General features: G+C 67.4%; 25 protein-coding genes and 1 riboswitch. Of the genes, 4 read left to right on the forward strand and 21 right to left on the reverse strand.

Features of this window, described 5'->3' with window-relative positions; all coding sequences use genetic code 11:
• Window positions 1-42: 42 nt before the first annotated feature.
• Window positions 43-381, forward strand: coding sequence for a DUF952 domain-containing protein (locus tag C8N44_RS02570; protein ID WP_107974602.1), 339 nt, complete (start codon window positions 43-45; stop codon window positions 379-381).
• Window positions 378-1436, forward strand: coding sequence for a quinone-dependent dihydroorotate dehydrogenase (locus C8N44_RS02575; protein ID WP_107974603.1), 1059 nt, complete (start codon window positions 378-380; stop codon window positions 1434-1436). Before C8N44_RS02570 ends, C8N44_RS02575 begins: the two co-directional genes overlap by 4 nt.
• Here the strand turns inward: C8N44_RS02575 and C8N44_RS02580 are convergent.
• From C8N44_RS02580 to C8N44_RS02635, 12 genes are all read right to left on the reverse strand, one after another.
• The gene (locus C8N44_RS02580) at window positions 1433-2098 is read right to left on the reverse strand and encodes a phosphoribosylanthranilate isomerase (RefSeq protein WP_107974659.1); all 666 of its coding nucleotides are present in this window, start codon (window positions 2096-2098) and stop codon (window positions 1433-1435) included. The two genes, C8N44_RS02575 and C8N44_RS02580, sit on opposite strands and share 4 nt — an antisense overlap.
• Window positions 2099-2188: 90 nt before the next feature.
• Window positions 2189-2548, reverse strand: coding sequence for a LapA family protein (locus tag C8N44_RS02585; protein WP_107974604.1), 360 nt, complete (start codon window positions 2546-2548; stop codon window positions 2189-2191).
• Between the two features lie 4 nt (window positions 2549-2552).
• Window positions 2553-2834 carry an integration host factor subunit beta gene (gene ihfB / locus C8N44_RS02590; RefSeq protein WP_107974605.1) on the reverse strand — a complete coding sequence of 94 codons (282 nt, stop codon included), beginning with the start codon at window positions 2832-2834 and terminating at the stop codon, window positions 2553-2555.
• A gap of 321 nt (window positions 2835-3155) precedes the next feature.
• Window positions 3156-4835, reverse strand: a complete 1680-nt coding sequence (rpsA, locus tag C8N44_RS02595) for a 30S ribosomal protein S1 (protein ID WP_107974606.1) — start codon at window positions 4833-4835, stop codon at window positions 3156-3158.
• Window positions 4836-5043: 208 nt separating this feature from the next.
• Window positions 5044-5673, reverse strand: a complete 630-nt coding sequence (locus tag C8N44_RS02600; RefSeq protein ID WP_107974607.1) for a nitroreductase family protein — start codon at window positions 5671-5673, stop codon at window positions 5044-5046.
• A 205-nt stretch (window positions 5674-5878) separates the two neighbouring features.
• On the reverse strand, window positions 5879-6331 hold the full coding sequence (locus C8N44_RS02605; protein WP_107974608.1) for a DUF4168 domain-containing protein: 453 nt from the start codon (window positions 6329-6331) through the stop codon (window positions 5879-5881).
• An 83-nt stretch (window positions 6332-6414) separates the two neighbouring features.
• Complete coding sequence (locus tag C8N44_RS02610; protein WP_107974609.1) at window positions 6415-7035, reverse strand: (d)CMP kinase; 621 nt, start codon at window positions 7033-7035, stop codon at window positions 6415-6417.
• A gap of 52 nt (window positions 7036-7087) precedes the next feature.
• Entirely contained in the window at window positions 7088-8437 is a 1350-nt protein-coding gene (gene aroA, locus C8N44_RS02615) for a 3-phosphoshikimate 1-carboxyvinyltransferase (RefSeq protein WP_107974610.1), read from the reverse strand.
• Between the two features lie 144 nt (window positions 8438-8581).
• On the reverse strand, window positions 8582-9295 hold the full coding sequence (trmB, locus tag C8N44_RS02620; RefSeq protein WP_107974611.1) for a tRNA (guanine(46)-N(7))-methyltransferase TrmB: 714 nt from the start codon (window positions 9293-9295) through the stop codon (window positions 8582-8584).
• A 40-nt stretch (window positions 9296-9335) separates the two neighbouring features.
• A complete protein-coding gene (locus C8N44_RS02625; protein ID WP_107974612.1) occupies window positions 9336-9872 on the reverse strand; it encodes a histidine phosphatase family protein in 537 nt (178 codons plus the stop codon).
• Window positions 9869-10618, reverse strand: a complete 750-nt coding sequence (locus C8N44_RS02630) for a dienelactone hydrolase family protein (protein ID WP_107974613.1) — start codon at window positions 10616-10618, stop codon at window positions 9869-9871. The genes C8N44_RS02625 and C8N44_RS02630 overlap by 4 nt, the downstream gene beginning before the upstream one ends.
• A gap of 122 nt (window positions 10619-10740) precedes the next feature.
• Entirely contained in the window at window positions 10741-11586 is an 846-nt protein-coding gene (locus C8N44_RS02635; RefSeq protein WP_107974614.1) for an SDR family oxidoreductase, read from the reverse strand.
• Window positions 11587-11669: 83 nt separating this feature from the next.
• Here C8N44_RS02635 and C8N44_RS02640 point away from each other — a divergent pair, with 83 nt between their 5' ends.
• A complete protein-coding gene (locus C8N44_RS02640; protein ID WP_210204140.1) occupies window positions 11670-12071 on the forward strand; it encodes a winged helix-turn-helix transcriptional regulator in 402 nt (133 codons plus the stop codon).
• Between the two features lie 119 nt (window positions 12072-12190).
• On the opposite strand, the gene metK is transcribed toward C8N44_RS02640, so the two are convergent.
• The 8 genes from metK to miaB form a co-directional block, all read right to left on the reverse strand.
• The gene (gene metK / locus C8N44_RS02645) at window positions 12191-13357 is read right to left on the reverse strand and encodes a methionine adenosyltransferase (RefSeq protein ID WP_107974615.1); all 1167 of its coding nucleotides are present in this window, start codon (window positions 13355-13357) and stop codon (window positions 12191-12193) included.
• 3 nt (window positions 13358-13360) lie between these two features.
• Window positions 13361-13409, reverse strand: a riboswitch (SAM-SAH riboswitch).
• Window positions 13410-13428: 19 nt separating this feature from the next.
• Window positions 13429-14967 (reverse strand): apolipoprotein N-acyltransferase, encoded by a 1539-nt coding sequence (gene lnt / locus C8N44_RS02650; protein WP_107974616.1) that lies wholly within the window; start codon window positions 14965-14967, stop codon window positions 13429-13431.
• On the reverse strand, window positions 14960-15883 hold the full coding sequence (locus C8N44_RS02655; RefSeq protein ID WP_107974617.1) for a transporter associated domain-containing protein: 924 nt from the start codon (window positions 15881-15883) through the stop codon (window positions 14960-14962). The genes lnt and C8N44_RS02655 overlap by 8 nt, the downstream gene beginning before the upstream one ends.
• A gap of 33 nt (window positions 15884-15916) precedes the next feature.
• Window positions 15917-16423, reverse strand: a complete 507-nt coding sequence (ybeY, locus tag C8N44_RS02660) for an rRNA maturation RNase YbeY (RefSeq protein ID WP_107974618.1) — start codon at window positions 16421-16423, stop codon at window positions 15917-15919.
• A gap of 73 nt (window positions 16424-16496) precedes the next feature.
• Window positions 16497-17486, reverse strand: coding sequence for a PhoH family protein (locus C8N44_RS02665; protein ID WP_107974619.1), 990 nt, complete (start codon window positions 17484-17486; stop codon window positions 16497-16499).
• Window positions 17487-17620: 134 nt separating this feature from the next.
• Window positions 17621-17905 (reverse strand): hypothetical protein, encoded by a 285-nt coding sequence (locus C8N44_RS02670; protein ID WP_107974620.1) that lies wholly within the window; start codon window positions 17903-17905, stop codon window positions 17621-17623.
• Window positions 17906-17917: 12 nt separating this feature from the next.
• Window positions 17918-18331, reverse strand: a complete 414-nt coding sequence (locus C8N44_RS24160; RefSeq protein ID WP_188758620.1) for a hypothetical protein — start codon at window positions 18329-18331, stop codon at window positions 17918-17920.
• Between the two features lie 184 nt (window positions 18332-18515).
• Window positions 18516-19841 carry a tRNA (N6-isopentenyl adenosine(37)-C2)-methylthiotransferase MiaB gene (miaB, locus tag C8N44_RS02680; protein ID WP_107974621.1) on the reverse strand — a complete coding sequence of 442 codons (1326 nt, stop codon included), beginning with the start codon at window positions 19839-19841 and terminating at the stop codon, window positions 18516-18518.
• A gap of 479 nt (window positions 19842-20320) precedes the next feature.
• Between miaB and C8N44_RS02685 the strand changes: the two genes are divergently transcribed.
• Entirely contained in the window at window positions 20321-20959 is a 639-nt protein-coding gene (locus C8N44_RS02685) for a GNAT family N-acetyltransferase (RefSeq protein WP_107974622.1), read from the forward strand.
• Here the strand turns inward: C8N44_RS02685 and C8N44_RS02690 are convergent.
• A complete protein-coding gene (locus C8N44_RS02690) occupies window positions 20860-21534 on the reverse strand; it encodes an FAD-binding oxidoreductase (protein ID WP_107974623.1) in 675 nt (224 codons plus the stop codon). The genes C8N44_RS02685 and C8N44_RS02690 overlap by 100 nt on opposite strands.
• Window positions 21535-21580 lie beyond the last annotated feature (46 nt).

Here is a 21580-nt window from a genome sequence, read left to right on the forward strand (position 1 = left end):
AGGGGGATTGACCGGCCCGCCCGGGCGCGGCAGAGCAGTCACATGATGATCTACAAGGTTCTGCGCGCCGAGGAATGGAAAGCGCTCGAGACGGCGGGCGAAACGCCCGGCGCCCCGATCGATATCGCCGACGGCTTCGTGCACTTCTCTACCGCGGCGCAGCTCAGGGGCACGCTCGACAAGCACTTCGCCGGGCTTGAGGGTCTTGTGCTGCTGGGCTTCGATGCCGACGCGATGGGCCCCGGCCTGAAATGGGAACCCTCGCGCGGCGGCGATCTCTTCCCGCACCTCTACGGGCCGCTTCGCCTTGCCGACGTGATCTCCTCGCGCCCGATCCCGCTCGGCCCCGAGGGCCACCTCTTGCCGGACGACATGGCATGAAGCTGCTGGAGCGGGCCGGGATGGCCGTGCTGACGCGGATGGAACCCGAAGCCGCCCATGCCATGGCCCTGCGGGCGCTGCGGGCGGGCATCGCCCATGGCCCCGGCGAGATCACCTCGCCCCGGCTGCGCTGCACGCTGGCGGGCCTGAGCCTCACCAATCCCGTGGGCATTGCCGCCGGCTTCGACAAGAATGCCGCAGCACTGCATGGACTTGCCCGCGCGGGCTTTGGCTTTGTCGAGGCGGGCGCCGTCACGCCCCGCCCCCAGCCCGGCAACCCGCGCCCGCGGCTCTACCGGCTGCCCGAGGACGGCGCGGTCATCAACCGCTTCGGCTTCAACAACGAGGGCATGGAGCAGATGGCCGGGCGCCTCGCCACCCGCCCCCGTGACTTGGTGCTGGGCCTCAATCTCGGGGCCAACAAGGACAGTGCCGACCGCGCCGGCGACTACGTGCAGGTGCTGAAGCGCTGCGGCCCGATGCTCGACTTCGCCACGGTCAACGTGAGTTCCCCCAACACCGAGAAGCTGCGCGACCTGCAGGGCAAGGATGCTCTCGCGGCGCTTCTCGCGGGCGTCATGGAGGCACGCGCCGGCCTGCCGCGGCAGATCCCCGTCTTCCTCAAGATCGCGCCCGATCTTGACGATGGGGGCCTGCGCGACGTCGCCGAAGTGGCGCGCGCCTCGGGCATCTCGGGCATCACCGCCACCAACACCACGCTCGCCCGCGACGGGCTGCGCTCGCCCCATGCCTCCGAACCCGGCGGCCTTTCCGGCCGGCCGCTCTTCGATCGCTCCACGCGCATCGTGGCACGCCTGTCGCAGTACACCGAGGGACAGATCCCGCTGATCGGGGTGGGAGGCGTGGCCTCGGCTGAAGACGCCTATGACAAGATCCGCGCAGGCGCCTCGGCGGTCCAACTCTACACGGCGCTCGCGCTAAGGGGCCTGAGCCTCGGGGAAGAGATCATCCGCGGACTCGACGCCCTGCTCGCGCGTGACGGTTTCGAAAACGTGTCAGAGGCAGCAGGCACGCGCCGCGCCGACTGGCTCTAGAACCGGGGCACCGGGGCCGCATCCCGCGCGGCGGCGACGAAGTCACGGATCAGGCCTGCATCCTTCACGCCGCGTGCCGCCTCGACGCCGCTCGACACGTCGATCTGCTGCGCGCCGGTCAGCGCCACCGCCTCCGCGACGTTGGCGGGCGTGAGCCCGCCAGCCAGCATCCACGGCCGCGGAAAGCGCCGTCCGGCCACCAGCCGCCAGTCGAAGGCCAGACCGTTGCCGCCCGGCAGGGTTGCCTCCTTCGGCGGCTTCGCGTCGATCAGAAGCTGATCGGCGACCTGACCATAAAGCTCCACCTCGGCGAGGTCCGCCTCGTCAGCGACGCCCACCGCCTTCATCACCGGCAGGCCATAGCGCGCGCGCACCTCGGCCACCCGCTCGGGGCTCTCGCTGCCATGAAGCTGCAGGATGTCGAGCGGCACCTTCGCCGCGATCTCGTCCAGCAGGGCATCGTCCGGGTTCACCACGAGCCCGACCTTCGCCAAGCCCAGCGGCGCATCCACGGCCAGTTGGCGCGCGGTCTCGAGGCTGACATGCCGGGGGCTTTTCTCGAAGAACACGAAACCGCAGTAGGCGGCACCCGCGCGCGCGGCCGCATCCACGTCCTCGGGCCGGGACAGGCCGCATATCTTGACACGCATGTCGGACCGCATCGTCATCGCTTCTTCTTGGTACAAGTATCCCGGGGGAGTCGCGGCAGGGCCGCGACGGGGGCAGAGCCCCTTCCCTTCCGAGATAGTCCGTCAGCCCGCCCGGTCGAGCAGGGCGAGCACTTCGTCCTTGTCCTTGTCGCGCTCGGCGCGCGTCTTGCGCAGCTCGCGATTGAGCTGATTCAGCTCCGCCTGCTTGCGCCGGGCATCGGCACGGTGCTTGTGCTCGCGCAGCCACTCCCAGAGGAAGCCGATCAGAAGGCCGGCCACGATCCCGCCCAGGATCACCAGGAAGAGCGGCATCTCGACCGAGAACGCCAGCAGACCGATCCAGGGAAGCGTGGCCATGCCTTCCGGCAGGGTGTTCAGGGTCACGTTACCGAGGTTGGCCAGCGCGACCGTGATCAGCACGATGGCGAGGATCGCCAGGAAGGCATAGCGAATATAGCGCATGGGCTCACTTTCCGTTCAGTCGGTCGCGCAGCAGCTTGCCGGTCTTGAAGAAGGGCACGTATTTCTCCTCCACCTCGACCGACTCGCCCGTGCGCGGGTTCCGGCCGATCCTAGCGTCCCGCTTCTTCACCGAAAAGGCGCCGAAGCCACGCAGTTCGACCCGGTCGCCGCGCGCCATCGCGTTGGTGATTTCCTCGAAGATCGTGTTCACGATCCGCTCCACATCCCTTTGGTAAAGATGCGGGTTTTCGTCCGCGATCTTCTGGATCAGTTCCGACCTGATCATGTGACCCTATCCCCCTGTACGCACCTTCGATGGCGCTTTTCCACGGGGACTATACGTCCGGGAACGGAAAACGGAAATGGGAAGTCTCCCGGAAAACCGTTCACTGGCAGAGATTTGCGGGGAGATGAGGCGCCGCGAAGCGCGGACCGGTCCGCGCGGGCCCGAAGGTCGAGGACCGACCGGGGGTCACCTTTGCGTGATTCGGGGCGCGCCGCGGCGATGAAACCGCCCTGTTTCCCGCTGCGGGCGCCGACCGCGCCGGCCACGAAAAAGGGCCCCGGCGATGCCGGGGCCCTTCCCTTTCCGGGTATCCGGAAGATCTTAGTTGTCGTCGCGGTTCAGAGCGGCGCCAAGGATATCGCCGAGCGACGCACCCGAGTCGGAGCTGCCGAACTGTTCCACGGCTTCCTTCTCTTCGGCGATCTCGCGTGCCTTGATCGACAGGCCAAGACGGCGGGTCTTGTTGTCGATGTTGGTCACGCGGACGTCGACCTTGTTGCCGACCGAGAAGCGCTCGGGGCGCTGTTCGGCACGGTCACGCGACAGGTCGGAGCGGCGGATGAAGGACTTCATGCCCTCGTATTCCACCTCGATGCCGCCGTCCTCGATCGCCGTCACTTCGACGGTGATGATCGCACCGCGCTTCACGCCGCCGACCGCTTCGGCGAACTTGTCGCCGCCCAGCGCCTTGATGGAGAGCGAGATGCGCTCCTTCTCGATGTCGACTTCGGAAACCACGGCCTGGACGACGTCGCCCTTGCGGTAGTTCTGGATGGCGTCTTCACCGCGCTCGTCCCAGCTGAGGTCCGAGAGGTGCACCATGCCGTCGATGTCGCCCGGCAGGCCGATGAACAGACCGAATTCGGTGATGTTCTTGACCTCGCCCTCGACCTGCGTGCCCTCGGGGTGCGTTTCTGCAAACACTTCCCACGGGTTGCGCATGGTCTGCTTGAGACCCAGCGAAACGCGGCGCTTGGCCTGGTCGATTTCCAGAACCATGACGTCGACCTCTTGCGAGGTGGAGACGATCTTGCCGGGGTGCACGTTCTTCTTGGTCCAGGACATCTCGGAGACGTGGACCAGACCTTCGACGCCCGGTTCCAGCTCCACGAAGGCACCGTAGTCGGTGATGTTCGTGACGCGGCCGGTGTGCACCGAAGACAGCGGGTACTTGGCGGCAACCAGGTCCCACGGATCTTCCTGCAGCTGCTTCATGCCGAGGCTGATACGGTGGGTTTCCTTGTTGATCTTGATGACCTGGACCTTGACGGTCTCGCCGATCGACAGGATCTCGGAGGGGTGGTTGACGCGGCGCCATGCCATGTCGGTGACGTGCAGCAGGCCGTCCACACCGCCCAGGTCGACGAATGCGCCGTACTCGGTGATGTTCTTGACCACGCCTTCCACGGTCTGACCCTCGGTGAGGTTCGCGATGACCTCGGCGCGCTGCTCGGCACGGCTTTCCTCGAGGATCGCACGGCGCGACACCACGATGTTGCCGCGGCGGCGGTCCATCTTGAGGATCTGGAAGGGCTGCTTGAGACCCATGAGCGGGCCTGCGTCACGCACGGGGCGCACGTCGACCTGCGAGCCGGGCAGGAAGGCCACGGCGCCGCCGAGATCGACGGTAAAGCCACCCTTGACGCGGCCGAAGATCGCGCCTTCGACGCGGGCGTCGTCTGCGTAGGCCTTCTCGAGACGGTCCCATGCCTCTTCACGGCGAGCCATCTCGCGGCTGAGGACGGCCTCGCCACGCGCGTTTTCGGTTGCGCGAAGGTAGACTTCAACCTCGTCGCCGACGCTGATGTCGGGGGTTTCACCGGGGTTGGCGAATTCCTTGAGCTCGACGCGGCCTTCCATCTTGTAACCGACGTCGATAATGGCCTGGCCCGCCTCGACGGCGATCACCTTGCCTTTAACGACACTGCCCTCGGTGGGCGTGTCCATTTCGAGGCTCTCATTGAGCATTGCCTCGAAGTCGTCCATGCTTGCTTGTGCCATATGGCGTATAGATCCTTTACTTCATCATTTTCCGGCCGGGCGGTTGTCTCCGCCGGTCTTGGGATTGGTCATTGGCCCCGCAAAACCAAAAAGGGCCGGTGGGCCGGCCCTGCTCGATCTTTTTGGTCTGCGGCGTGAACGCCTTTTCGACGCGCGTCTTTTACCCGATCAGGCAGGTCCGCGCAAGACCGCGCGAGCCTGCATGCGCTCAGTCCAGGCGGGTCACGAGCTGGTCCATCGGACGCCGCACCTTGGCAAGGCCCTTCAGCCAGTCGCCCTCGGCGGCGCGGTAGCCCAGAGGCAGAATCGTAACCGCGTGCAGTCCGCGCGCCTTCAGGTTCAGGATCTCGTCCACCTTGTCGGCCTCGAAGCCCTCCATCGGCGTTGCGTCGACCTCTTCCTCGGCGGCCTGCGCGATGGCCATGGCAAAGGCGATATAGGCCTGCCGGGCCGCGTGATCATGGTTCACGCCGGCCTCGCGCGGCAAATACATCCCCTTTAGCCGCTCATAGTAGCCGCTCAGGGCATCGGACGGGCCACGCGCCTCGGCGGACATCTCGACGATCTCGTCAATTCGGGCCTCGGAATAGTTTGTCCAGGCCGCGAAGACGAGCACATGCGATCCGTCGGTCAGCTGCGCCTGATCGAAGGCTGCCGCGCGCAGCTTTTCCCGCAGATCCGGGTTCGTCACCACGAAGATCTCGAAGGGCTGCAGCCCGCTCGAAGTTGGCGCCAGGCGGGCGGCCTCCAGAATACGGTCCACCTTCTCCTCGGGCACGGCGTGGGAAGGATCCATTCTCTTGGTGGCATAGCGCCAGTTCAGCGTGTCGATCAGCATGGGGATATCCTCCTGACGTGTCGCGCGGCCCGACGTGGGGTCGTTTGCGCCCATGTGCCCATCCGGCGGCGGAGAGAAAAGGGCCCCGATCGCGCAGCACCTGAGGATGCCTGCACAGCTGGGCCGCATCGCCCTGCCCTGCACAAGAAAAGGGCCGGGGCGCTATGCGCTCCCGGCCCGGAAAGCTCGCGGAAAACAGGTCCGCTTACTGCATCTTGGTCTCGATGCGGGCGCCGATGCGCTGCGTCAGGTCTTCGTCCTGAGCGGCCTGCTCGGCCATGGCGAGGTAACGGTCGACGGTCATGCCATCCACCTCTTCGATCGCGGCCTGCATCTCGGCGTTTGCCTTCTGCATGATCTGCTGCTGCTCTTCCTGATCGGATGCACCCTGCAGTTCACCTGCGTAGGAGTTCCGGATCTCGGTGATCTGGATCACGGCGTCGGCAAAGGCATCGACCTCGGCATCGTCGTAGGATGCGGTTTCCGTGTCGCCCTGCATGGTCTCGGGTTCGGACTGCATGGGCTGTGTCTCGGAATCCATGGTCTGGATGCCCTGCTCTTCGTTCGGCTCCTCGCTGTCCTGCGCCATCACGGCAACGGGGGCTGCGGCGAGGCCAAGGCTGAGGCCGACGGCGGTCATGGTCTTGCGAATGGTCATGTTTCCTCCTTTTGGAAGTTTTTCCGTCGCAGACCCGACGCACGGCCCCAAGGGTAAGTTCCCCCGGGCTCCAAGACCGGCATTCAGCCGCCGATCTGGGCGCGCGCGAGGTTCACAGCGGCGATCGCCGCGGCGATGGCCTCGTCCACGGTCAGCCGCGAAGTGTCGATGCGGGTCGAATCCTCGGCTTCTCGCAGGGGGGCATCGCTGCGGCCCATGTCGCGGCGGTCGCGCTCGTGGACGTCGGCGAGCACGTCGTCGAAACGGGTGTCGAAACCGGCCGCGACCAGTTCGCGCCAGCGGCGGTCTGCCCGCACTTCGGCGCTCGCGGTGACAAAGAGCTTGGCCTCGGCCTCGGGGCAGATCACCGTGCCGATGTCGCGCCCGTCCAGCACCGCGCCGCCCGCCCGGCGGGCGAAGGCACGCTGGAAATCCAGGAGCGCCGCGCGCACGTCGGGGATCGCCGCGACCTTGGAGGCCGCCTGCGCCGCCTCGGCGGTGCGCAGGGTCTCGGGGTCGAGATCCTCGGCCCGCAGTGCCTGCGCCGCCTCGACCGGATCCATGCCCTCCAGCATGCGCTGCCCCACGGCACGGTAGAGGAGCCCGGTATCGAGGTGCTCGAACCCGAAGTGCCGGGCGACGGCCCGGCTGATGGTACCCTTGCCGCTGGCGGCGGGCCCGTCGATGGCGATGGTAAAGCTCATCCGGTGACTAAAACCCATGTGGCGGGGGCTTTCCACCCCCACCGCGCCGCGTTCAGCCCTGCCCGCGCGTGATCTCGGCCCCGAGCCCGGCCATGAGCGGCTCGAAAATCGGGAAGGAGGTGGCGATGGGGCCACCGTCGTCGACCGTCACCGGCGCGTTGGCGGCAAAGCCCAGCACCATGAAGGACATGGCGATGCGGTGGTCGAGGTGGCTTTCCACCGTGGCGCCGCCGGCGACGGCGCCATGGCCGCGGCCATGCACGGTCCACCAGTCCTCGCCCTCGTCGACCTCGACGCCGCAGGCGCGCAGGCCGGTGGCCATGGCGTCGATGCGGTCGGATTCCTTCACCCGCAGTTCCTTGACGCCGGGCATGTGGGTCTTGCCTTCCGCAAAGGCGGCCACGACCGACAGAACGGGGTATTCGTCGATCATGCTGGCCGCGCGGTCCGGCGGCACCTCGATGCCCTTGAGGTCAGGCGAGAAGCGCGCGCGCAGGTCGGCGACCGGCTCGCCGCCCTCCTCGCGCATGTTCTCGTAGGTCAGGTCGGCGCCCATCTCGCGCAGCGTGGTGAACAGCCCCGCCCGCGTCGGGTTCAGGCCGATATTGGGCACCAGCACGTCCGAACCCTCGACGATCAGCGCCGCGCAGACCGGGAAGGCCGCCGAGGACGGATCGCGCGGCACCACGATGGTCTGCGGCCGCAGCTCGGGCTGGCCGGTCAGCGTGATGATGCGCGCCTCGTTCGTGACCTCGGTCGAGATCTGCGCGCCGAAGCCCGCGAGCATCCGCTCCGAATGGTCGCGCGTGGCCTCGCGCTCGATCACCACGGTCTCGCCCGGGGCGGCAAGCCCCGCCAGCAGCACCGCGGATTTCACCTGCGCCGAGGGCACCGGCACCTCGTAACGCACCGGCACAGCGGCTTCGGCCCCTACGATGGTCATGGGCAAACGCCCGCCCGAGCGCCCGTAGGCCCGCGCCCCGAAGAGCGCCAGCGGATCGGTCACCCGCGCCATGGGCCGCTTGTTGAGGCTCGCATCGCCCGTGAAGGTCGCGGTGATCGGCGTGGTGGCCATGGCCCCCATGATGAGCCGCACGCCGGTGCCCGAGTTGCCGCAGTCGATGACATTGTCGGGCTCGGCGAAGCCGCCGGTGCCGACGCCGTGGATCACCCAGGTGTCGCCCTGCTTGTCGACCTCGGCCCCGAAGGCACGCATGGCCTTGGCAGTGTCGAGCACGTCCTGCCCCTCGAGCAGCCCGGTCACCCGCGTCTCGCCCACCGCCATGGCGCCGAGGATCAGCGAACGGTGCGAGATCGACTTGTCGCCGGGCACGTCAGCGGTGCCGGAGAGGGGCCCGGCCTTGCGGGCGGTCATCGGGATGGGGGTGCCGTGGCTCGACATGGGGCCTCCTGCGCATGGGTCGCGGGCCTGATAGCCGCTGACGTGGGGGCCGTCCAGAAGGCGCGGAGAAAGAGGGGGCTCTGCCCCCGTCCCTGCGGGACTCCCCCGGAGTATTTTTGCCAAGAAGAAGCGGCGGTTGCGAGCTCAGCGGCGGCGGAAGGTGAGGTAGTGGGGCACGCGGCCCTCGCGCAGGGCCTTCTGCTCGTAGCGGGTGGGGATCCAGTCCTCCCAGGGGGTGCGCCAGTCGGCGGGGCGCTCGGCCAGCCAGTCGAAGCCCGCCTTCGGCACCTCCTGCAGGGTCTGGCGCACGTAGTCGGGGATATCGGTGGCCACCCGGAACTCGGCCCCCGGTTTCAGCACCCGCGCCAGCGGTTCGAGGTGTTCGGGCGTCACGAAGCGGCGGCGGTGGTGGCGTTTCTTGGGCCAGGGATCAGGGTAGAGCAGGAAGGCCTTGTCGAGGCTTGCCTCGGGCAGCACGTCGAAGAGATCGCGCGCATCGCCGGGGTGCACCCGCAGGTTGCTCACGCCAGCTTCGCGGATCTTGCCCAGCAGCATGGCGACGCCGTTGATGTAGGGCTCGCAGCCGATGATGCCGACATGGGGGTTGCCCTTCGCCTGGTGGACGAGGTGTTCGCCCCCGCCGAAGCCCACCTCGAGCCAGACCGGCGCGCCGCCGAAGAGCGCGTCGAGATCGAGCGGCGTGCGGTCGGGGTTCACGTCCCAGTCGACGGGCCCGGGCGAGAGCTTGCCTAGGTCCTCGTCGAGATAGGCCTCCTGCGACTTGCGCAGGCCCTTGCCCTTGAAGCGGCCGTAGAAGTTGCGCCACGGGGCGCCGGAGGGGTGGCGATCTTGCGTCATGGGGCGGGCCTCTACCCGCCCCCGCGCGCCGCGGCAAGTCTCAGGGTCGAATCCGGCCCAGCACCTCTAGCCCGTCGCCGGACAGGCGAACCACCACCACCTCGCCCGAACGGGGAAAGACACCCGTGAGGTCGGTGATGTTGACCTGGTGGGTCACGACCAGCGGCCTGCCCTCGAGCCCGCGAAGAAGTTCCAGCGCCGCGCGGCCCTGCGCCGCCGAGTCCCCGCGCCCGCCGAAGAAGGAATTGAAGGGCGGCGCCGCGCGGACCGGGGCGAGATCGAGCAGCCGGGCCGTGTCGCGGCAGCGGCACCACTGGCTGGTCAGCACAACGTCGAAGCCCTGTCCGCGCGCCCGGAAGGCGTCGCCGATGGCACGCGCCTGGTCGCGGCCCGCCGCGCTGAGGTTGCGTTGCGTGGCGCAGTCGTCGAGGTCAAAGCTCGCCGGGTCGCCCGTACCGGGCGCCAGTGCGTGCCGCATGATCGCGAAGGCGCCCTCTTGCTCAAGCGCATCCCAGTCATTCGCGAAGACGATCCCCGGCCAGAGCAGGCCGAGGATGAGGATACACCGGCGGATCATCCCAGACTGTCCCGCAGCATCTCCACCAGCCCGTCCCAGGCGCCCTGGTCAGCGTCCAGGTCGTAGTCGTCCGATCCGAAGACCGTGAAGCTGTGCCGCGCGCCGCCGAAGATCTCTGCCCCGTGCGTGACGCCGGCTTCCTGCAGTTCGGTCATGAGGCCCGCCAGCGCATCCATCCCCGAAACCGGATCGGCCGAGCCGTGGAACAGCATTACGGGCGCCGTGGTGGCGGAATAGTCCTGCCCCTCGGGTGTCTCGAGCCCGCCGTGGAAGCTCACGAAGCCGTCGAGGTCCGCGCCCGCCCGGGCCGCCTCGAGCACCGCCGCGCCGCCGAAGCAGTAGCCCATCAGGACCATGTCGTCGGTGGCACCGGGGATGTTCGCCGCCTCGGCAATAGAACCCATGAGCCGCTCGCGGAAAAGATCGCGGTCCTGGTAGAGCGCCCCCGACAGGCTGCGGTACTCGTCGACGGACTGCGGGTCGGTGTCGGCGCCATAGAGGTCAACGGCGAAGGCGGTGTAGCCGCGTTCGGCCAGCATCTCGGCCCGGCGTTCCTCGTAATCCGTCATGCCGTCCCAGTCGTGCACGATCAGCACGGTGCCGCGCGGCGTGATGTCGGGATTGGTGGCGACGTAGCCCTCGAAGGCCGTGTCGCCGACGGTGTAGCTGTGGTGTTCCCCCATGATCTGGGCGCTGGCGGCGGTCCCTGCGCAAAGCGCGGCCAAGGCGATGGTGGTGCGGAACATGCGGTGTCCTCCCTGCTGTGACGCAAGGGAACCTAGATCGCGCGCCGGAAAGTCGAGCGGCGCGGGGTCTCCGCGCCGCCCATGGCTCCTCCCCTCCGGTCACGAAGGCGCGAGGCGCAGCGTCAGGCCAGCGCCCTGCGTACCGCTTCGGAGATCGGCGTGGTGGGATGGCCGATCAGGCGCGACAGGGTGCGGCTGTCGTCGAACAGCGCGTCCTGCGATGCACCCGCGTCCAGCCCCACGACCATCTGCGCCGTGCCCGCGTCGAGACCCGCGCCCTTGAGCGCCTCGGCATACTCGGCCTCGGTCATGTTCACGTAGGGGATCTGCTTGCCGGTCTGTGCGGAGACCACCTCGGCCAGTTCCGCCAGCGTGTAGGCCTCGTCGCCCGCCAGTTCGTAGGTCTTGCCCTCGTGGCCTTCGCCGGTGGCGGCGACGGCCGCGGCCTCGGCGAAATCCTCGCGCGCGGCCGAGGAAATGCGCCCCTCCCCCGCGGCGCCGATCATCGCGCCATGTTCCAGCGCGGCGGGCAGCGCGCCTAGGTAGTTGGCGTGATACCAACCGTTGCGCAGCAGCGTGACCTTCAGGCCGCTTGCCGCCAGCAGCGCCTCGGTGGCGCGGTGCTCGGGCGCGAGGCTCATGGGCGAGCTGTCGGCGTGCAGGATGCTGGTGTAGACGATGCGGGTGACACCGGCGGCCTTGGCGGCCTCGATCACGGCGCCGTGCTGTGCCTCGCGCTTGCCGACCTCGCTCGAGGAGATCAGCACCAGAACGTCGACGCCGTCGAGCGCCGGGGCCAGCGTCTCGGGCCGGTCGTAGTCGAAGGCGCGCGTCTCGACGCCGAGGTCCTCGGCCTTCTCGGGGCTGCGGGCCAGCGCGACGAGGCCATCGGCCCCCTGCATGTCGACGAGTTTCTGCACGGTGAGGCGGCCAAGCTGCCCGGTGGCGCCGGTGATCGCGATGGTCATGGGAGGGACTCCTTCTTTTTCGTCTCTGTCCTTCCCATATCTGCCCTGCCGCACGAATGATAAGTACCGACAAAAAGGTAAGTATGGAAAATCCCGAGATCACCGCCTCCGCTCCCGATGCCGTGATGTTCGACCGGGGCGACCTGCTGTCGCCGGCCTGCCCCTCGCGGCAGGTGCTGAGCCACATGACCAGCCGCTGGGGCATCCTCACGCTGTTGGCGCTGGGGTCCGAGACCTACCGCTTCGGCGCGCTGCGGCGGCGCATCGGCGGGGTGAGCGAGCGGATGCTAGCGCAGACGCTCAAGCAGTTGGCCGCCGACGGGCTGGTGGAGCGGATCGCCCACGACACGGTGCCGCCGCACGTGGAGTATCGCACCACGCCCATGGGCGCTGAGGCGGCCGAGAAGCTGCGCGATCTGGCCGACTGGATCGAGGGCAACCTGCCCCGGATCATGGCGCATCAGGCGGAGGTGGCCGGGGACTGAGGCTGTTTGGCCAAGGGCGTCCGGCCCGAACGCGAAACGGCCCGCCCCTTCCGGCCCGAACGCGAAACGGCCCGCCCCTTCCGGGACGGGCCGCGCGTGTCACGCAAAGCTGTTGCGGATCACATTTCCTTCTTGAGCGCCTCGGCCAGGTCCGTGCGTTCCCAGCTGAAGCCGCCGTCCGCCTCGGGCTCGCGGCCGAAGTGGCCGTAGGCCGCGGTGCGGGCGTAAATCGGCTTGTTGAGGTCGAGATGCGTGCGGATGCCGCGCGGCGTCAGGTCCATGACCTTCGGGATCGCCTTCTCGATGACCTCTTCCGCCACTTCGCCGGTCCCGTGGGTGTCGACGTAGATCGACAGCGGCTTGGCCACGCCGATGGCGTAGGAGAGCTGCACGGTGCAGCGCTCGGCCGCGCCACAGGCCACGATGTTCTTGGCAAGGTAGCGCGCCGCGTAGGCCGCTGAACGGTCCACCTTCGTCGGGTCCTTGCCCGAGAAGGCGCCGCCGCCGTGGGGGGCCGCACCGCCGTAGGTGTCGACGATGATCTTGCGCCCGGTCAGGCCCGCGTCCCCGTCGGGGCCGCCGATCACGAAGGTGCCCGTCGGGTTCACCCACCACTCGGTCGCGTCGGTGATCCACTCCGCCGGCAGCACGTCGCGGATGTAGGGCTCCACGATGGCGCGGATGTCGTCGCTGGACTGGTCCTCGCTCTCGTGCTGGGTCGACAGCACGATCTGGGTGACCTCGACCGGCTTGCCGTTCTCGTAGCGCAGCGACAGCTGCGACTTGGCGTCGGGCCGCAGCAGCGGCTCCTTGCCCGACTTGCGCGCATCGGCAAGGCTTTTCAGGATCTTGTGCGAGTACTGGATCGGCGCCGGCATGAGATCGGGCGTCTCGTTGGTCGCGAAGCCGAACATGATGCCCTGGTCACCGGCACCGTCCTTGTCGACACCCTGCGCGATGTGCGCGGACTGCTCGTGCAGAAAGTTCATCACGTGGCAGGTGTTCCAGTGGAACTTCTCCTGCTCGTAGCCGATCTCGCGGATCACGTCGCGCGCGATCTGGCCGATCCGGCCCATGTAGTTCTTCAGTTTCTCCTGGTCGCTCAGCCCGACCTCGCCACCGATGACCACAAGGCCGGATGTGGCAAAGGTTTCGCAGGCAACGCGTGCTTCGGGCTCCTCCGCGATGAGCGCGTCGAGGACGGCATCCGAAATCCGGTCGCAGACCTTATCCGGGTGGCCCTCCGAAACGGATTCGGAGGTGAAGATATATTCTTGTCGGGACATGAGTGCTCCATTGGGGTTTAGCCACCACGCCAGGAAGCCGTTGTGGTGGCACTCTTCTGATTGGTGATTGCCTAAGGCCGGTTTAACCGCGGGTCAATCGGAATGCGGTTGTTGGGGATGAAGACCGCCCCAATCAGGACCAAAAGCAACAGGAAGAACGGCAGATCGCCGGTCGTTGCATAGAAAGAAGGCGCCATGGGCGGGGGCACCCGGGCATCCACGACACCCGCTTCGCCCAACGTACGTTGGGCCATCACACGCCCGGCCCCGTCGATCACCGCGGAAACGCCCGTATTTGCGGCACGCAGCATCGGCAGACGTTGCTCGATCGCACGGATGCGTGACTGGCTCAGATGCTGGTAGGGCCCCGACCATGTACCGAACCAGGCGTCGTTGGTCAGATGCAGCAAAAGGTCGGCCCGCCCCGGCGCGCCGTTCACGTCCTGGGGAAAGACCGCCTCGTAGCAGATCAGCGGCAACGCCGTGCCCAGCACGCCGAGATCGATCAGCTGCGGCCCCGGCCCGGCGCTGTAACCGCCCGCCGCCCGCTGGGCGAGCCCGCTGATGTTCACGTGCGCGAAGAGAGACGCCGCCGGCATGTACTCCCCGAAGGGCACAAGGTGGTGCTTGTCGTAGGTCTCGGCGAGGCTCCCGTCGCCCTGCATCAGCACCATCGAGTTGTAGTAGCGCCCTTCCTCGTCGCGGCGCTGGATGCCCAGCGCCACCGGCACGTCGCCCGCGGCCTCGGACACCATGTCGAGCGGTTCGCGCGCGCGGTGCAGGAGCCAGGGCAGCGCCGTCTCGGGCCAGACCACCAGCGAGGGCGCAGGCAGGCTATCGGCCACGGGCTGCCCCGTCAGGCGCAACTGCCGCTCGAAGAAGACCGGCACCATCTCGGGGTTCCATTTCTCGTCCTGCGGGGCATTGGGCTGCACCAGCCGCACCACGGGGCGCTCCGACAGGTCCTGCGGCGCGGGGGTCAGCCAGAGCCCGCCCCCCAGCAGCAGCACAAAGCCCGCCGCCCCCAGCGCCAGCATCCGCCGGTCGCGCCCGTGCAGCGCCACTGCCAGCACCGCGGCCAGGTCGAGCGTCAGGAAAGTCAGCCCGTAGCTGCCGACGATCGACACCCACTGGATTGCCGGGACCGGCGCCCAGAGATAGCCCACCATGCCCCATGGAAAGCCGGTGAGCAGGTAGCCGCGCGCCATCTCGGCGGCGCACCAGAGCACCACCAGCGCGATCAGCGGACGCGGCGACCGCGCCGCCGCCCAGAAAGCCGCGCCCCAGAACAGCCCCAGCCCTGCCGCCATCAACACCAGCGCGAAGGGCGCCATCCAGCCAGTCACCGCAGCGTCCACCTGGAAGGGTTCGGTGATCCAGCCGAGCGAGAAGACGAAATAGCCGAAGCCCACCGTCCATCCGGTCAGGAAGGCGCGGCGGCGCGGCCCGAGGGCGATGAAGATCCAGAAGGCGCCCACCAGCCCCAGAAGGGCCACGGCCCAGAGCTCATAGGGGGCGGCGCCCATGGCGAGCGCGAGCCCCACCAGGAAGGCGAGCGGAATCCGGGCCAGTCGCGGTGTCGCGATGGCCCGGAGTGTCAGGTCACGCATAATCCGTGGGACGCGGCGGCGGTGGCAGTGCCGCCGGGGTGGAGGCCGACGATGCCCCCGGAAGACGCACGCGAAGCCGCTTGATGCGGCGCGGGTCGGCGTCCACGACCTCGAAATCGAGACCTGCAGGATGCGTGATCACCTCGCCACGCGCGGGAACCCGCCCGGCCAGCATGAAGACCAGGCCGCCCAGCGTGTCGATCTCCTCGCCGTCGATCTCCTCGTCCTCGGTGAGGCTGATGCCCACCTCCTGCTCGAATTCCTCGAGCGGGGTCTTGGACTGCGCGATGTAGCAGCCGCTGCGCTCTCGGGTCCAGAAGGTGTCCTCGTCGGTGTCGTGCTCGTCCTCGATCTCGCCGATGACCTGTTCGATCAGGTCCTCGATCGTCACCAGACCGTCGACGCCGCCGTATTCGTCGATCACCAGCGCCATGTGCCGCCGTTCGGTCTGCATCTTGGTGAGCAGCACGCCGATGGGCATGGAGGGCGGCACGAAAAGCAGCGGGCGCAGGATGCGCTTCAGCTCGAATTCGGTCTCGCCCGCATCGAACCCGTGCGACAGCGCGAAGTCCTTGAGGTGTGCCATCCCCACGGGCGTGTCGAGCGTGCCTTCGTAGACCGGGAGCCGGGTCAGGCCCGATTCGCGGAACACCTCGAGAAGCTCGTCCCGGGTGATCGTATCCGGCACGGCCACGATCTCGGCCTTGGGGATTGCCACATCCTCGACGCGCATGCGTCGAAGGTTGATAAGTCCGGGAGAGACGCGCGGTTCGGAGGCGGTGCCATCTTCGCCCTCCGCCTCGTGCTCACCGCCGAGAAATCCCAGAAATTTCTGGAAAAATCCCGATCCATCCTCTGAATGCCCATTCTCCAGCGCGCTCTGCGCTGCGTTAGGCGATCCGTCTGTGTCGCCCATCTCCTGCTTCCAGTCGCGAGCCATCTGGCCCTATCACATCCTATTATATGGGTCGGCGATGCCGAGGTTGCCAAGTATCGTGGTCTCCAGCGCTTCCATGAGCGTGGCGTCTTCATCACGGATATGGTCGTAACCCAGCAGATGTAAAACCCCGTGAACAAGAAGATGAGTCACATGGTGCTCAAATTCCCTGCCCCCCTCGGCGGCTTCCTGCCTACAAACGTCGTAGGACAGGGCAAGATCGCCCAGATGATGGGCGTCCAGCGAATCGGGCGGCGGCGGCGGTTCGGGGGCTTCGCCCGGGTTTTCGGCTGCGAGATCCTCTGACGGCCAGCTCAGCACATTGGTCGGGCGGGGCTTGCCCCTGAAATCGGCGTTGAGCGTGGCGATGCGGTCGTCGTCGCAGCCCAGCACCGCGATCTCGTAGCCCTCCGGCGCGATCCCGAGGTGGGTGAGCGCGGCACGCGCCGCGCGTTCCGACCACGCCTCGAGATCCGCCTCCTCCCAGCGGGGGTCCTCGAAGATCGTCTCGGTCAGCATCTGGCCGGCCGCCGGGGGCGCCGCCCCCGGACCCCCGAGGTATTTTGGGCGAAAAGAAGCAAGGGGCGCGGGCTCAGCGGTTCGGCTCGTCTTCGTAGGCCTCGATGATCGCGGCGACCAGCGGGTGGCGCACGACGTCCTTGCCGGTGAAGTAGTTGAACGAGATCGCCGGGATGTGCTTGAGGATGCGCTCGGCATCCGCCAGCCCCGAGTTCACGCCGCGCGGCAGGTCGACCTGGCTGCGGTCGCCGGTGATGACCATGCGCGAGCCCTCACCCAGGCGGGTCAGGAACATCTTCATCTGCATCGAGGTGGCGTTCTGTGCTTCGTCCAGCACCACGAAGGCGTTGGACAGCGTACGCCCCCGCATGAACGCCAGCGGCGCGATCTCGACCGTCTTTTCCGCCATCATGTTGCCGAGCTGCTTGCCGGGCATGAAGTCGTTCAACGCGTCGTAGAGCGGCTGCATGTAGGGGTCGACCTTGTCCTTCATGTCGCCGGGCAGGTAGCCGAGCTTCTCGCCCGCCTCGACCGCCGGGCGCGACAGGATGATCCGGTCGACCAGCCCGTTGATGAGCATGTTCACCCCCACCGCGACGGCGAGGTAGGTCTTGCCGGTGCCGGCGGGGCCGATGCCGAAGGCAAGCTCGTTCTCGAAGAGCGACTTGACGTAGGCCTTCTGCGCCTCGGTGCGCGGCTCGATCAGCTTGCGGCGGGTCTTGATCTCGATCTTGTCGCCGCTGCCGAACATCTCGAGCTGCGAGCTCCCGGCGGTGCTTTCCTCCGGCTGGGGCGAGGCCATGCGGAACTCGCGGTCGATGTCGGCGCTGCTCACCTCGCGGCCCTGCTCGAGCCGCTCGTAAAGCGCGCGCAGCACCTCGGCGGCCTCCTCGCGGGCGTCCTCCGGGCCGTGCACGGCCAGCTGGTTGCCGCGGCGCAGGATCTGCACCCCGGTGCGGGATTCGATGTCCGTGAGGTTGCGGTCGAATTCGCCGCAAAGATCGATCAGCAGACGGTTGTCGGGAAATTCAAGGATGGCTTCGGTCAGGGTGCCCGTGGTCACGCATCTCTCCTGGTGTGCGAGTCGTCCCCAGCGTGCCAAGCCCGGGCGGTCGTGGCAAGCAAGAGCACGCGCGGCACGACGCGAGGGAAGCGTCCTGCGGCGATCGGCGTAGTCACTGCCGCCCGCAGCGGCGTCTAGCCACCGCGGAAGTCACCGGTGGCGAGGCCGGGGAAATCCACAGGGACACGGGTGCAGACCGGCCGGCCCGTGATCGGATCGAAGCGCGGGCTCATATAGCCCTCTGCGCCATCGTCGATGATCCAGTACTGGCAGCCGTGGGGCGAAATCCAGATGCCCGCGCGCAGGTCGGCCAGATCCTGACGCCCCTCGTGCGACTTGTCGGGCCCCACGGGCCGGTCGACCGCACAGCCCGACAGAGCAAGAGAGGCAAGCGCAGCGGTCGCAAGTGTCCGAAGCATCCGCGCCCTCCCCTACCGTTCCGCGCTGCCGGGCGGCAGGTCGGACTTGCGGATGACGAACTGCCCCTCGCGCGATATGTAGCCCCGGTGGCAGACCGGCTTGCCCTCGCGGGTCAGGATCGGCGCCATGTAGCCTTCGATCCCGTCGTCCATGATCCAGTGCTGGCAGCCGTCGGGATCAGTCCAGATGCCGGGACGGAAGACCTCGCCCTTCAAGACCACGCGCCCGCCGGGCGTGGTGGCGATGACCCGCCCGCCGCCGCGCAGCGTCTCCATGGCGCCATCGCTCAGCCCGTTGATGCGGATCTGTTCGCCGGTCTCCTCGTCGATCACGATGGGCTCGGCCGCGAGCTGGCCTGCCCCCAGCAGCGCCGCGAACGCCACCAGCACGGCGCGGACATGGGTCTTCACAAAGATCCTCGTCATGGGCTCCTCCCCGAAGGCGGCCCACTGCGGAGGGGACGCCGAGTCCCTCCTGATTATCAGCTATTTACGCAGCGTAATAGACGCATCACCTCAGAGGCCCGCTGCAAGTGGCATTCCCGCAAGACGAAGTGCCCCGCACGACCAGAACTCGGCAAACGGGTTAGCCGCTTGGGAGGACGTCGCTTCAGGCGAGTTGCAGCGCCTCGCCCGAGAGCGAGTTCGGCCCCGAAGCTGTGATCCGCATCCGCACCAGATCGCCGGGAACGTGACCCGCGGCATCGAAATGCACCGCATGCAGGTACTCCGACTTGCCGACCATCTGGCCCTCGAACCGGCCCGGCTTTTCGACCAGCACCGAGACCTCGCGCCCGACCATGCTGTCCTGCACGGCGCGCTGCTGTTCGGTCAGCAGCGCCTGCAGGCGCCGCAGACGGTCGTCCTTGACCTCTTCCGACAGCTGGTCGCGCTCGGCGGCCGGTGTCCCGGGGCGCGTCGAATACTTGAACGAGAAAGCCGAGCCGTAGCCCGCCGCCCGCACGATATCCATCGTTGCCTGGAAATCCTCTTCGGTCTCTTCCGGGAAGCCCACGATGAAGTCGCCAGACAGATGCAGGTCGGGGCGCGCAGCGCGCAGCCGGTCGATCAGCTTGAGGTAGCTCTCCGCCGTATGCGAGCGGTTCATGCGCTTGAGGATCTTGTCGCTGCCCGCCTGGACCGGCAGGTGCAGGTAGGGCATCAGCTTGGAACAGCTGCCATGCGCCTCGATTAGGTCCTCGTCCATGTCGTTGGGGTGCGAGGTGGTGAAGCGAATGCGCGCCAGCCCGTCGATCTCGCTCAGCGCCCAGATGAGCCGCGCCAGAGACCATTCCCGCCCGTCGGCCCCCTGCCCGTGATAGGCGTTCACGTTCTGGCCCAGCAGCGTGATCTCGCGCACGCCGCGCTCGACCAAGTCGCGCGCCTCCTCCAAGATGCGGGTCGCCGGGCGGCTGACCTCGGCCCCGCGGGTGTAGGGCACCACGCAGAAGGCGCAGAACTTGTCGCAGCCCTCCTGCACGGTCAGGAAGGCCGTGGGCCCGCGCTTGGCCTTGGGGCGGCGCTTGAGCTTCTCGAACTTGTCTTCCTCGGGGAAATCGGTGTCGAGCGCCTTTTCGCCGGCGCGCGCCCGCGCCTCAAGCTGCGGCAGGCGGTGGTAGCTCTGCGGACCGACGACCAGATCGACCAGCGGCTGGCGGCGCATGATCTCGGCGCCCTCGGCCTGGGCCACGCAGCCGGCCACGCCGATGCGCAGATCGGGCCGCTCGGCCTTGAGGTGCTTGAAGCGGCCCAGCTCGGAATAGACCTTCTCGGCGGCCTTTTCCCGGATGTGACAGGTGTTCAGCAGGATCAGGTCGGCATCTTCGGGCGTGTCGGTCCGTTCGTAGCCCTGGAGCGACTCCTCCATGCGCTCGCTGTCGTAGACGTTCATCTGACAGCCATATGTCTTGATGAAGAGCTTCTTCGCCTCGGTCATCGCGCGTCCTTTCGCGTGGCGGCGCGCCTGCGCCCGGCCAGCCTTGTCTCAGTGGCCGCGGATACAGCAAAACCCCTCGCCCTTGCAATGCACCCGGCAGTACTCCGGTGCGGTGGCGAGCGCCGCGCAAACGGTCAAACCGCTCGGAAACGGCAAGCATGCTTACCAATTGCTTGCGGTCACGGGACCAGAGTCTTATCGCTGGCAAGGGCGCAGGATCGACAGGATCCCGTATTTCGCGCCTCTCAGGGGCCGTCGGCAAGCCCCGATCTCATGTTTGGATTAGGGAAGATATCGCACATGCCAGTCCATGGCAGCCAAACTCCACGTCGAGGCACTGCGTCTCCGGCCATCGCCGCACCATCAGAAAAGTTACCGCCTCGCGGGAACCTATCGCGCGACTCCTGCATCCCCCCTCGACTCCACGTAGGCGCCAGATGTCGCCGCATGCTCAACCCCGAAACGACGGAGGCTCTTGTATGGCACTGACCGTCCGTCCCCTACACGAAGGCGACGTCGGCATCTGGCGCGCGCTCGTGAACGAGATGACAGAGCTCTATCCCCACGCGCTGCACGCAAGCGCCGAAGAGGCGCGGCGCATCCCCGAAGAGAGGGTGGCCGCCGCGCTGGCAGGTGGCAGGCGTTTCGGGATTTTCGAGACGAACGCCGATGAGGACGAAGCTGACTGCGTCGGGCTCGCAGCCCTGACCATACCCGCGCCCTTCCGCGCACGCCACCGGCGGCGGCTGGAGAAATTCTACATCCGCCCGCATGCGGAGCACGGAGAGGCCCCGCTCCGGCTCATGATCGCGCTGCTCACGAACGCGCGCGCCGAGGGTGCGACGCAGATCGAGTTCTCTATCTCGGACCGCGCCCGAAGCTGCACCCTCTCGTTCTTCGGAAGCTTCGGGTTCGAGGAAGTCGGCCGCCTGCCCGACGCGATCGTCACCGATGACGGGCCTGCGGACGACATCCAGTTCGTGCTCAAGCTGGGCGACGCGACCCGCCTCCGCCCCGATCAGTCGAGGTCTTCGGTCACGATGCGATCTGGCGCCACGTCGATATACTCGAGTTCGCCCCGGATCGCCTCGATCATCGGATCGGGCCCGCAGACGTAGCAGAAATCCGTCTGCGCCTTCACGAAATCGGCCAGCATCGTGCGGTCGATCATGCCGCGCGCCAGCGGACTGCTTTTCTCCTCGGTCACGGTCCAGTGCACGCGCAGGCCGTCCATGGCCTCGAACTCCTCGCGCAGGACAATGTCCTGCTCGGTCTTGTTCGAGAAGATCAGCGTGTTGCCGTCGAGCGTACCCTTCTCGTGCAGCTTCTTGCGCAGGATCGAGATGAAGGGCGTGACACCCGCGCCGCCCGCGATGAAGACGCCGTCGCCCTTGTCCTCGATCGCGCCCCAAGGCTCGTCGATCAGTACCGTGTCGCCGGGCTTCAGGTCCGCGATCCGCGTCGTCACCCCGTCATGGTCCGGGTAGGACTTGATGACGAACTGCAGGCTGTCTTCGTGCGGCAGGCTGGTGAAGGTGAAGGGGCGCTTCTCCTCGCGCCAGCCGTCCTGGTCGAGCGCGAAATCCGTCGCCTGCCCGGGGGTGAAGGAAAAGCCCTCGGGCTTGTCGAACACGAGATGGTTCACGTCGTGGGTGACGGGCTGAATGGCCTTCAGTGTCAGACGATGTGGCATTGCGGCCTCCTGTCATGTGGTTTGACACATCAACCACATCGCGAAG

The sequence above is a fragment of the Allosediminivita pacifica genome (assembly GCF_003054175.1).
In the GTDB taxonomy this organism is placed as follows: domain Bacteria; phylum Pseudomonadota; class Alphaproteobacteria; order Rhodobacterales; family Rhodobacteraceae; genus Allosediminivita; species Allosediminivita pacifica.

Coding starts and splice junctions, on each gene's coding strand:
- C8N44_RS02570 (WP_107974602.1), top strand. CDS start 43: ATGATGATCTACAAGGTTCTGCGCGCCGAGGAATGGAAAGCGCTCGAG.
- C8N44_RS02575 (WP_107974603.1), top strand. CDS start 378: ATGAAGCTGCTGGAGCGGGCCGGGATGGCCGTGCTGACGCGGATGGAA.
- C8N44_RS02580 (WP_107974659.1), bottom strand. CDS start 2,098: ATGCGGTCCGACATGCGTGTCAAGATATGCGGCCTGTCCCGGCCCGAG.
- C8N44_RS02585 (WP_107974604.1), bottom strand. CDS start 2,548: ATGCGCTATATTCGCTATGCCTTCCTGGCGATCCTCGCCATCGTGCTG.
- ihfB (WP_107974605.1), bottom strand. CDS start 2,834: ATGATCAGGTCGGAACTGATCCAGAAGATCGCGGACGAAAACCCGCAT.
- rpsA (WP_107974606.1), bottom strand. CDS start 4,835: ATGGCACAAGCAAGCATGGACGACTTCGAGGCAATGCTCAATGAGAGC.
- C8N44_RS02600 (WP_107974607.1), bottom strand. CDS start 5,673: ATGCTGATCGACACGCTGAACTGGCGCTATGCCACCAAGAGAATGGAT.
- C8N44_RS02605 (WP_107974608.1), bottom strand. CDS start 6,331: ATGACCATTCGCAAGACCATGACCGCCGTCGGCCTCAGCCTTGGCCTC.
- C8N44_RS02610 (WP_107974609.1), bottom strand. CDS start 7,035: ATGAGCTTTACCATCGCCATCGACGGGCCCGCCGCCAGCGGCAAGGGT.
- aroA (WP_107974610.1), bottom strand. CDS start 8,437: ATGTCGAGCCACGGCACCCCCATCCCGATGACCGCCCGCAAGGCCGGG.
- trmB (WP_107974611.1), bottom strand. CDS start 9,295: ATGACGCAAGATCGCCACCCCTCCGGCGCCCCGTGGCGCAACTTCTAC.
- C8N44_RS02625 (WP_107974612.1), bottom strand. CDS start 9,872: ATGATCCGCCGGTGTATCCTCATCCTCGGCCTGCTCTGGCCGGGGATC.
- C8N44_RS02630 (WP_107974613.1), bottom strand. CDS start 10,618: ATGTTCCGCACCACCATCGCCTTGGCCGCGCTTTGCGCAGGGACCGCC.
- C8N44_RS02635 (WP_107974614.1), bottom strand. CDS start 11,586: ATGACCATCGCGATCACCGGCGCCACCGGGCAGCTTGGCCGCCTCACC.
- C8N44_RS02640 (WP_210204140.1), top strand. CDS start 11,670: ATGGAAAATCCCGAGATCACCGCCTCCGCTCCCGATGCCGTGATGTTC.
- metK (WP_107974615.1), bottom strand. CDS start 13,357: ATGTCCCGACAAGAATATATCTTCACCTCCGAATCCGTTTCGGAGGGC.
- lnt (WP_107974616.1), bottom strand. CDS start 14,967: ATGCGTGACCTGACACTCCGGGCCATCGCGACACCGCGACTGGCCCGG.
- C8N44_RS02655 (WP_107974617.1), bottom strand. CDS start 15,883: ATGGGCGACACAGACGGATCGCCTAACGCAGCGCAGAGCGCGCTGGAG.
- ybeY (WP_107974618.1), bottom strand. CDS start 16,423: ATGCTGACCGAGACGATCTTCGAGGACCCCCGCTGGGAGGAGGCGGAT.
- C8N44_RS02670 (WP_107974620.1), bottom strand. CDS start 17,905: ATGCTTCGGACACTTGCGACCGCTGCGCTTGCCTCTCTTGCTCTGTCG.
- C8N44_RS24160 (WP_188758620.1), bottom strand. CDS start 18,331: ATGACGAGGATCTTTGTGAAGACCCATGTCCGCGCCGTGCTGGTGGCG.
- miaB (WP_107974621.1), bottom strand. CDS start 19,841: ATGACCGAGGCGAAGAAGCTCTTCATCAAGACATATGGCTGTCAGATG.
- C8N44_RS02685 (WP_107974622.1), top strand. CDS start 20,321: ATGGCACTGACCGTCCGTCCCCTACACGAAGGCGACGTCGGCATCTGG.
- C8N44_RS02690 (WP_107974623.1), bottom strand. CDS start 21,534: ATGCCACATCGTCTGACACTGAAGGCCATTCAGCCCGTCACCCACGAC.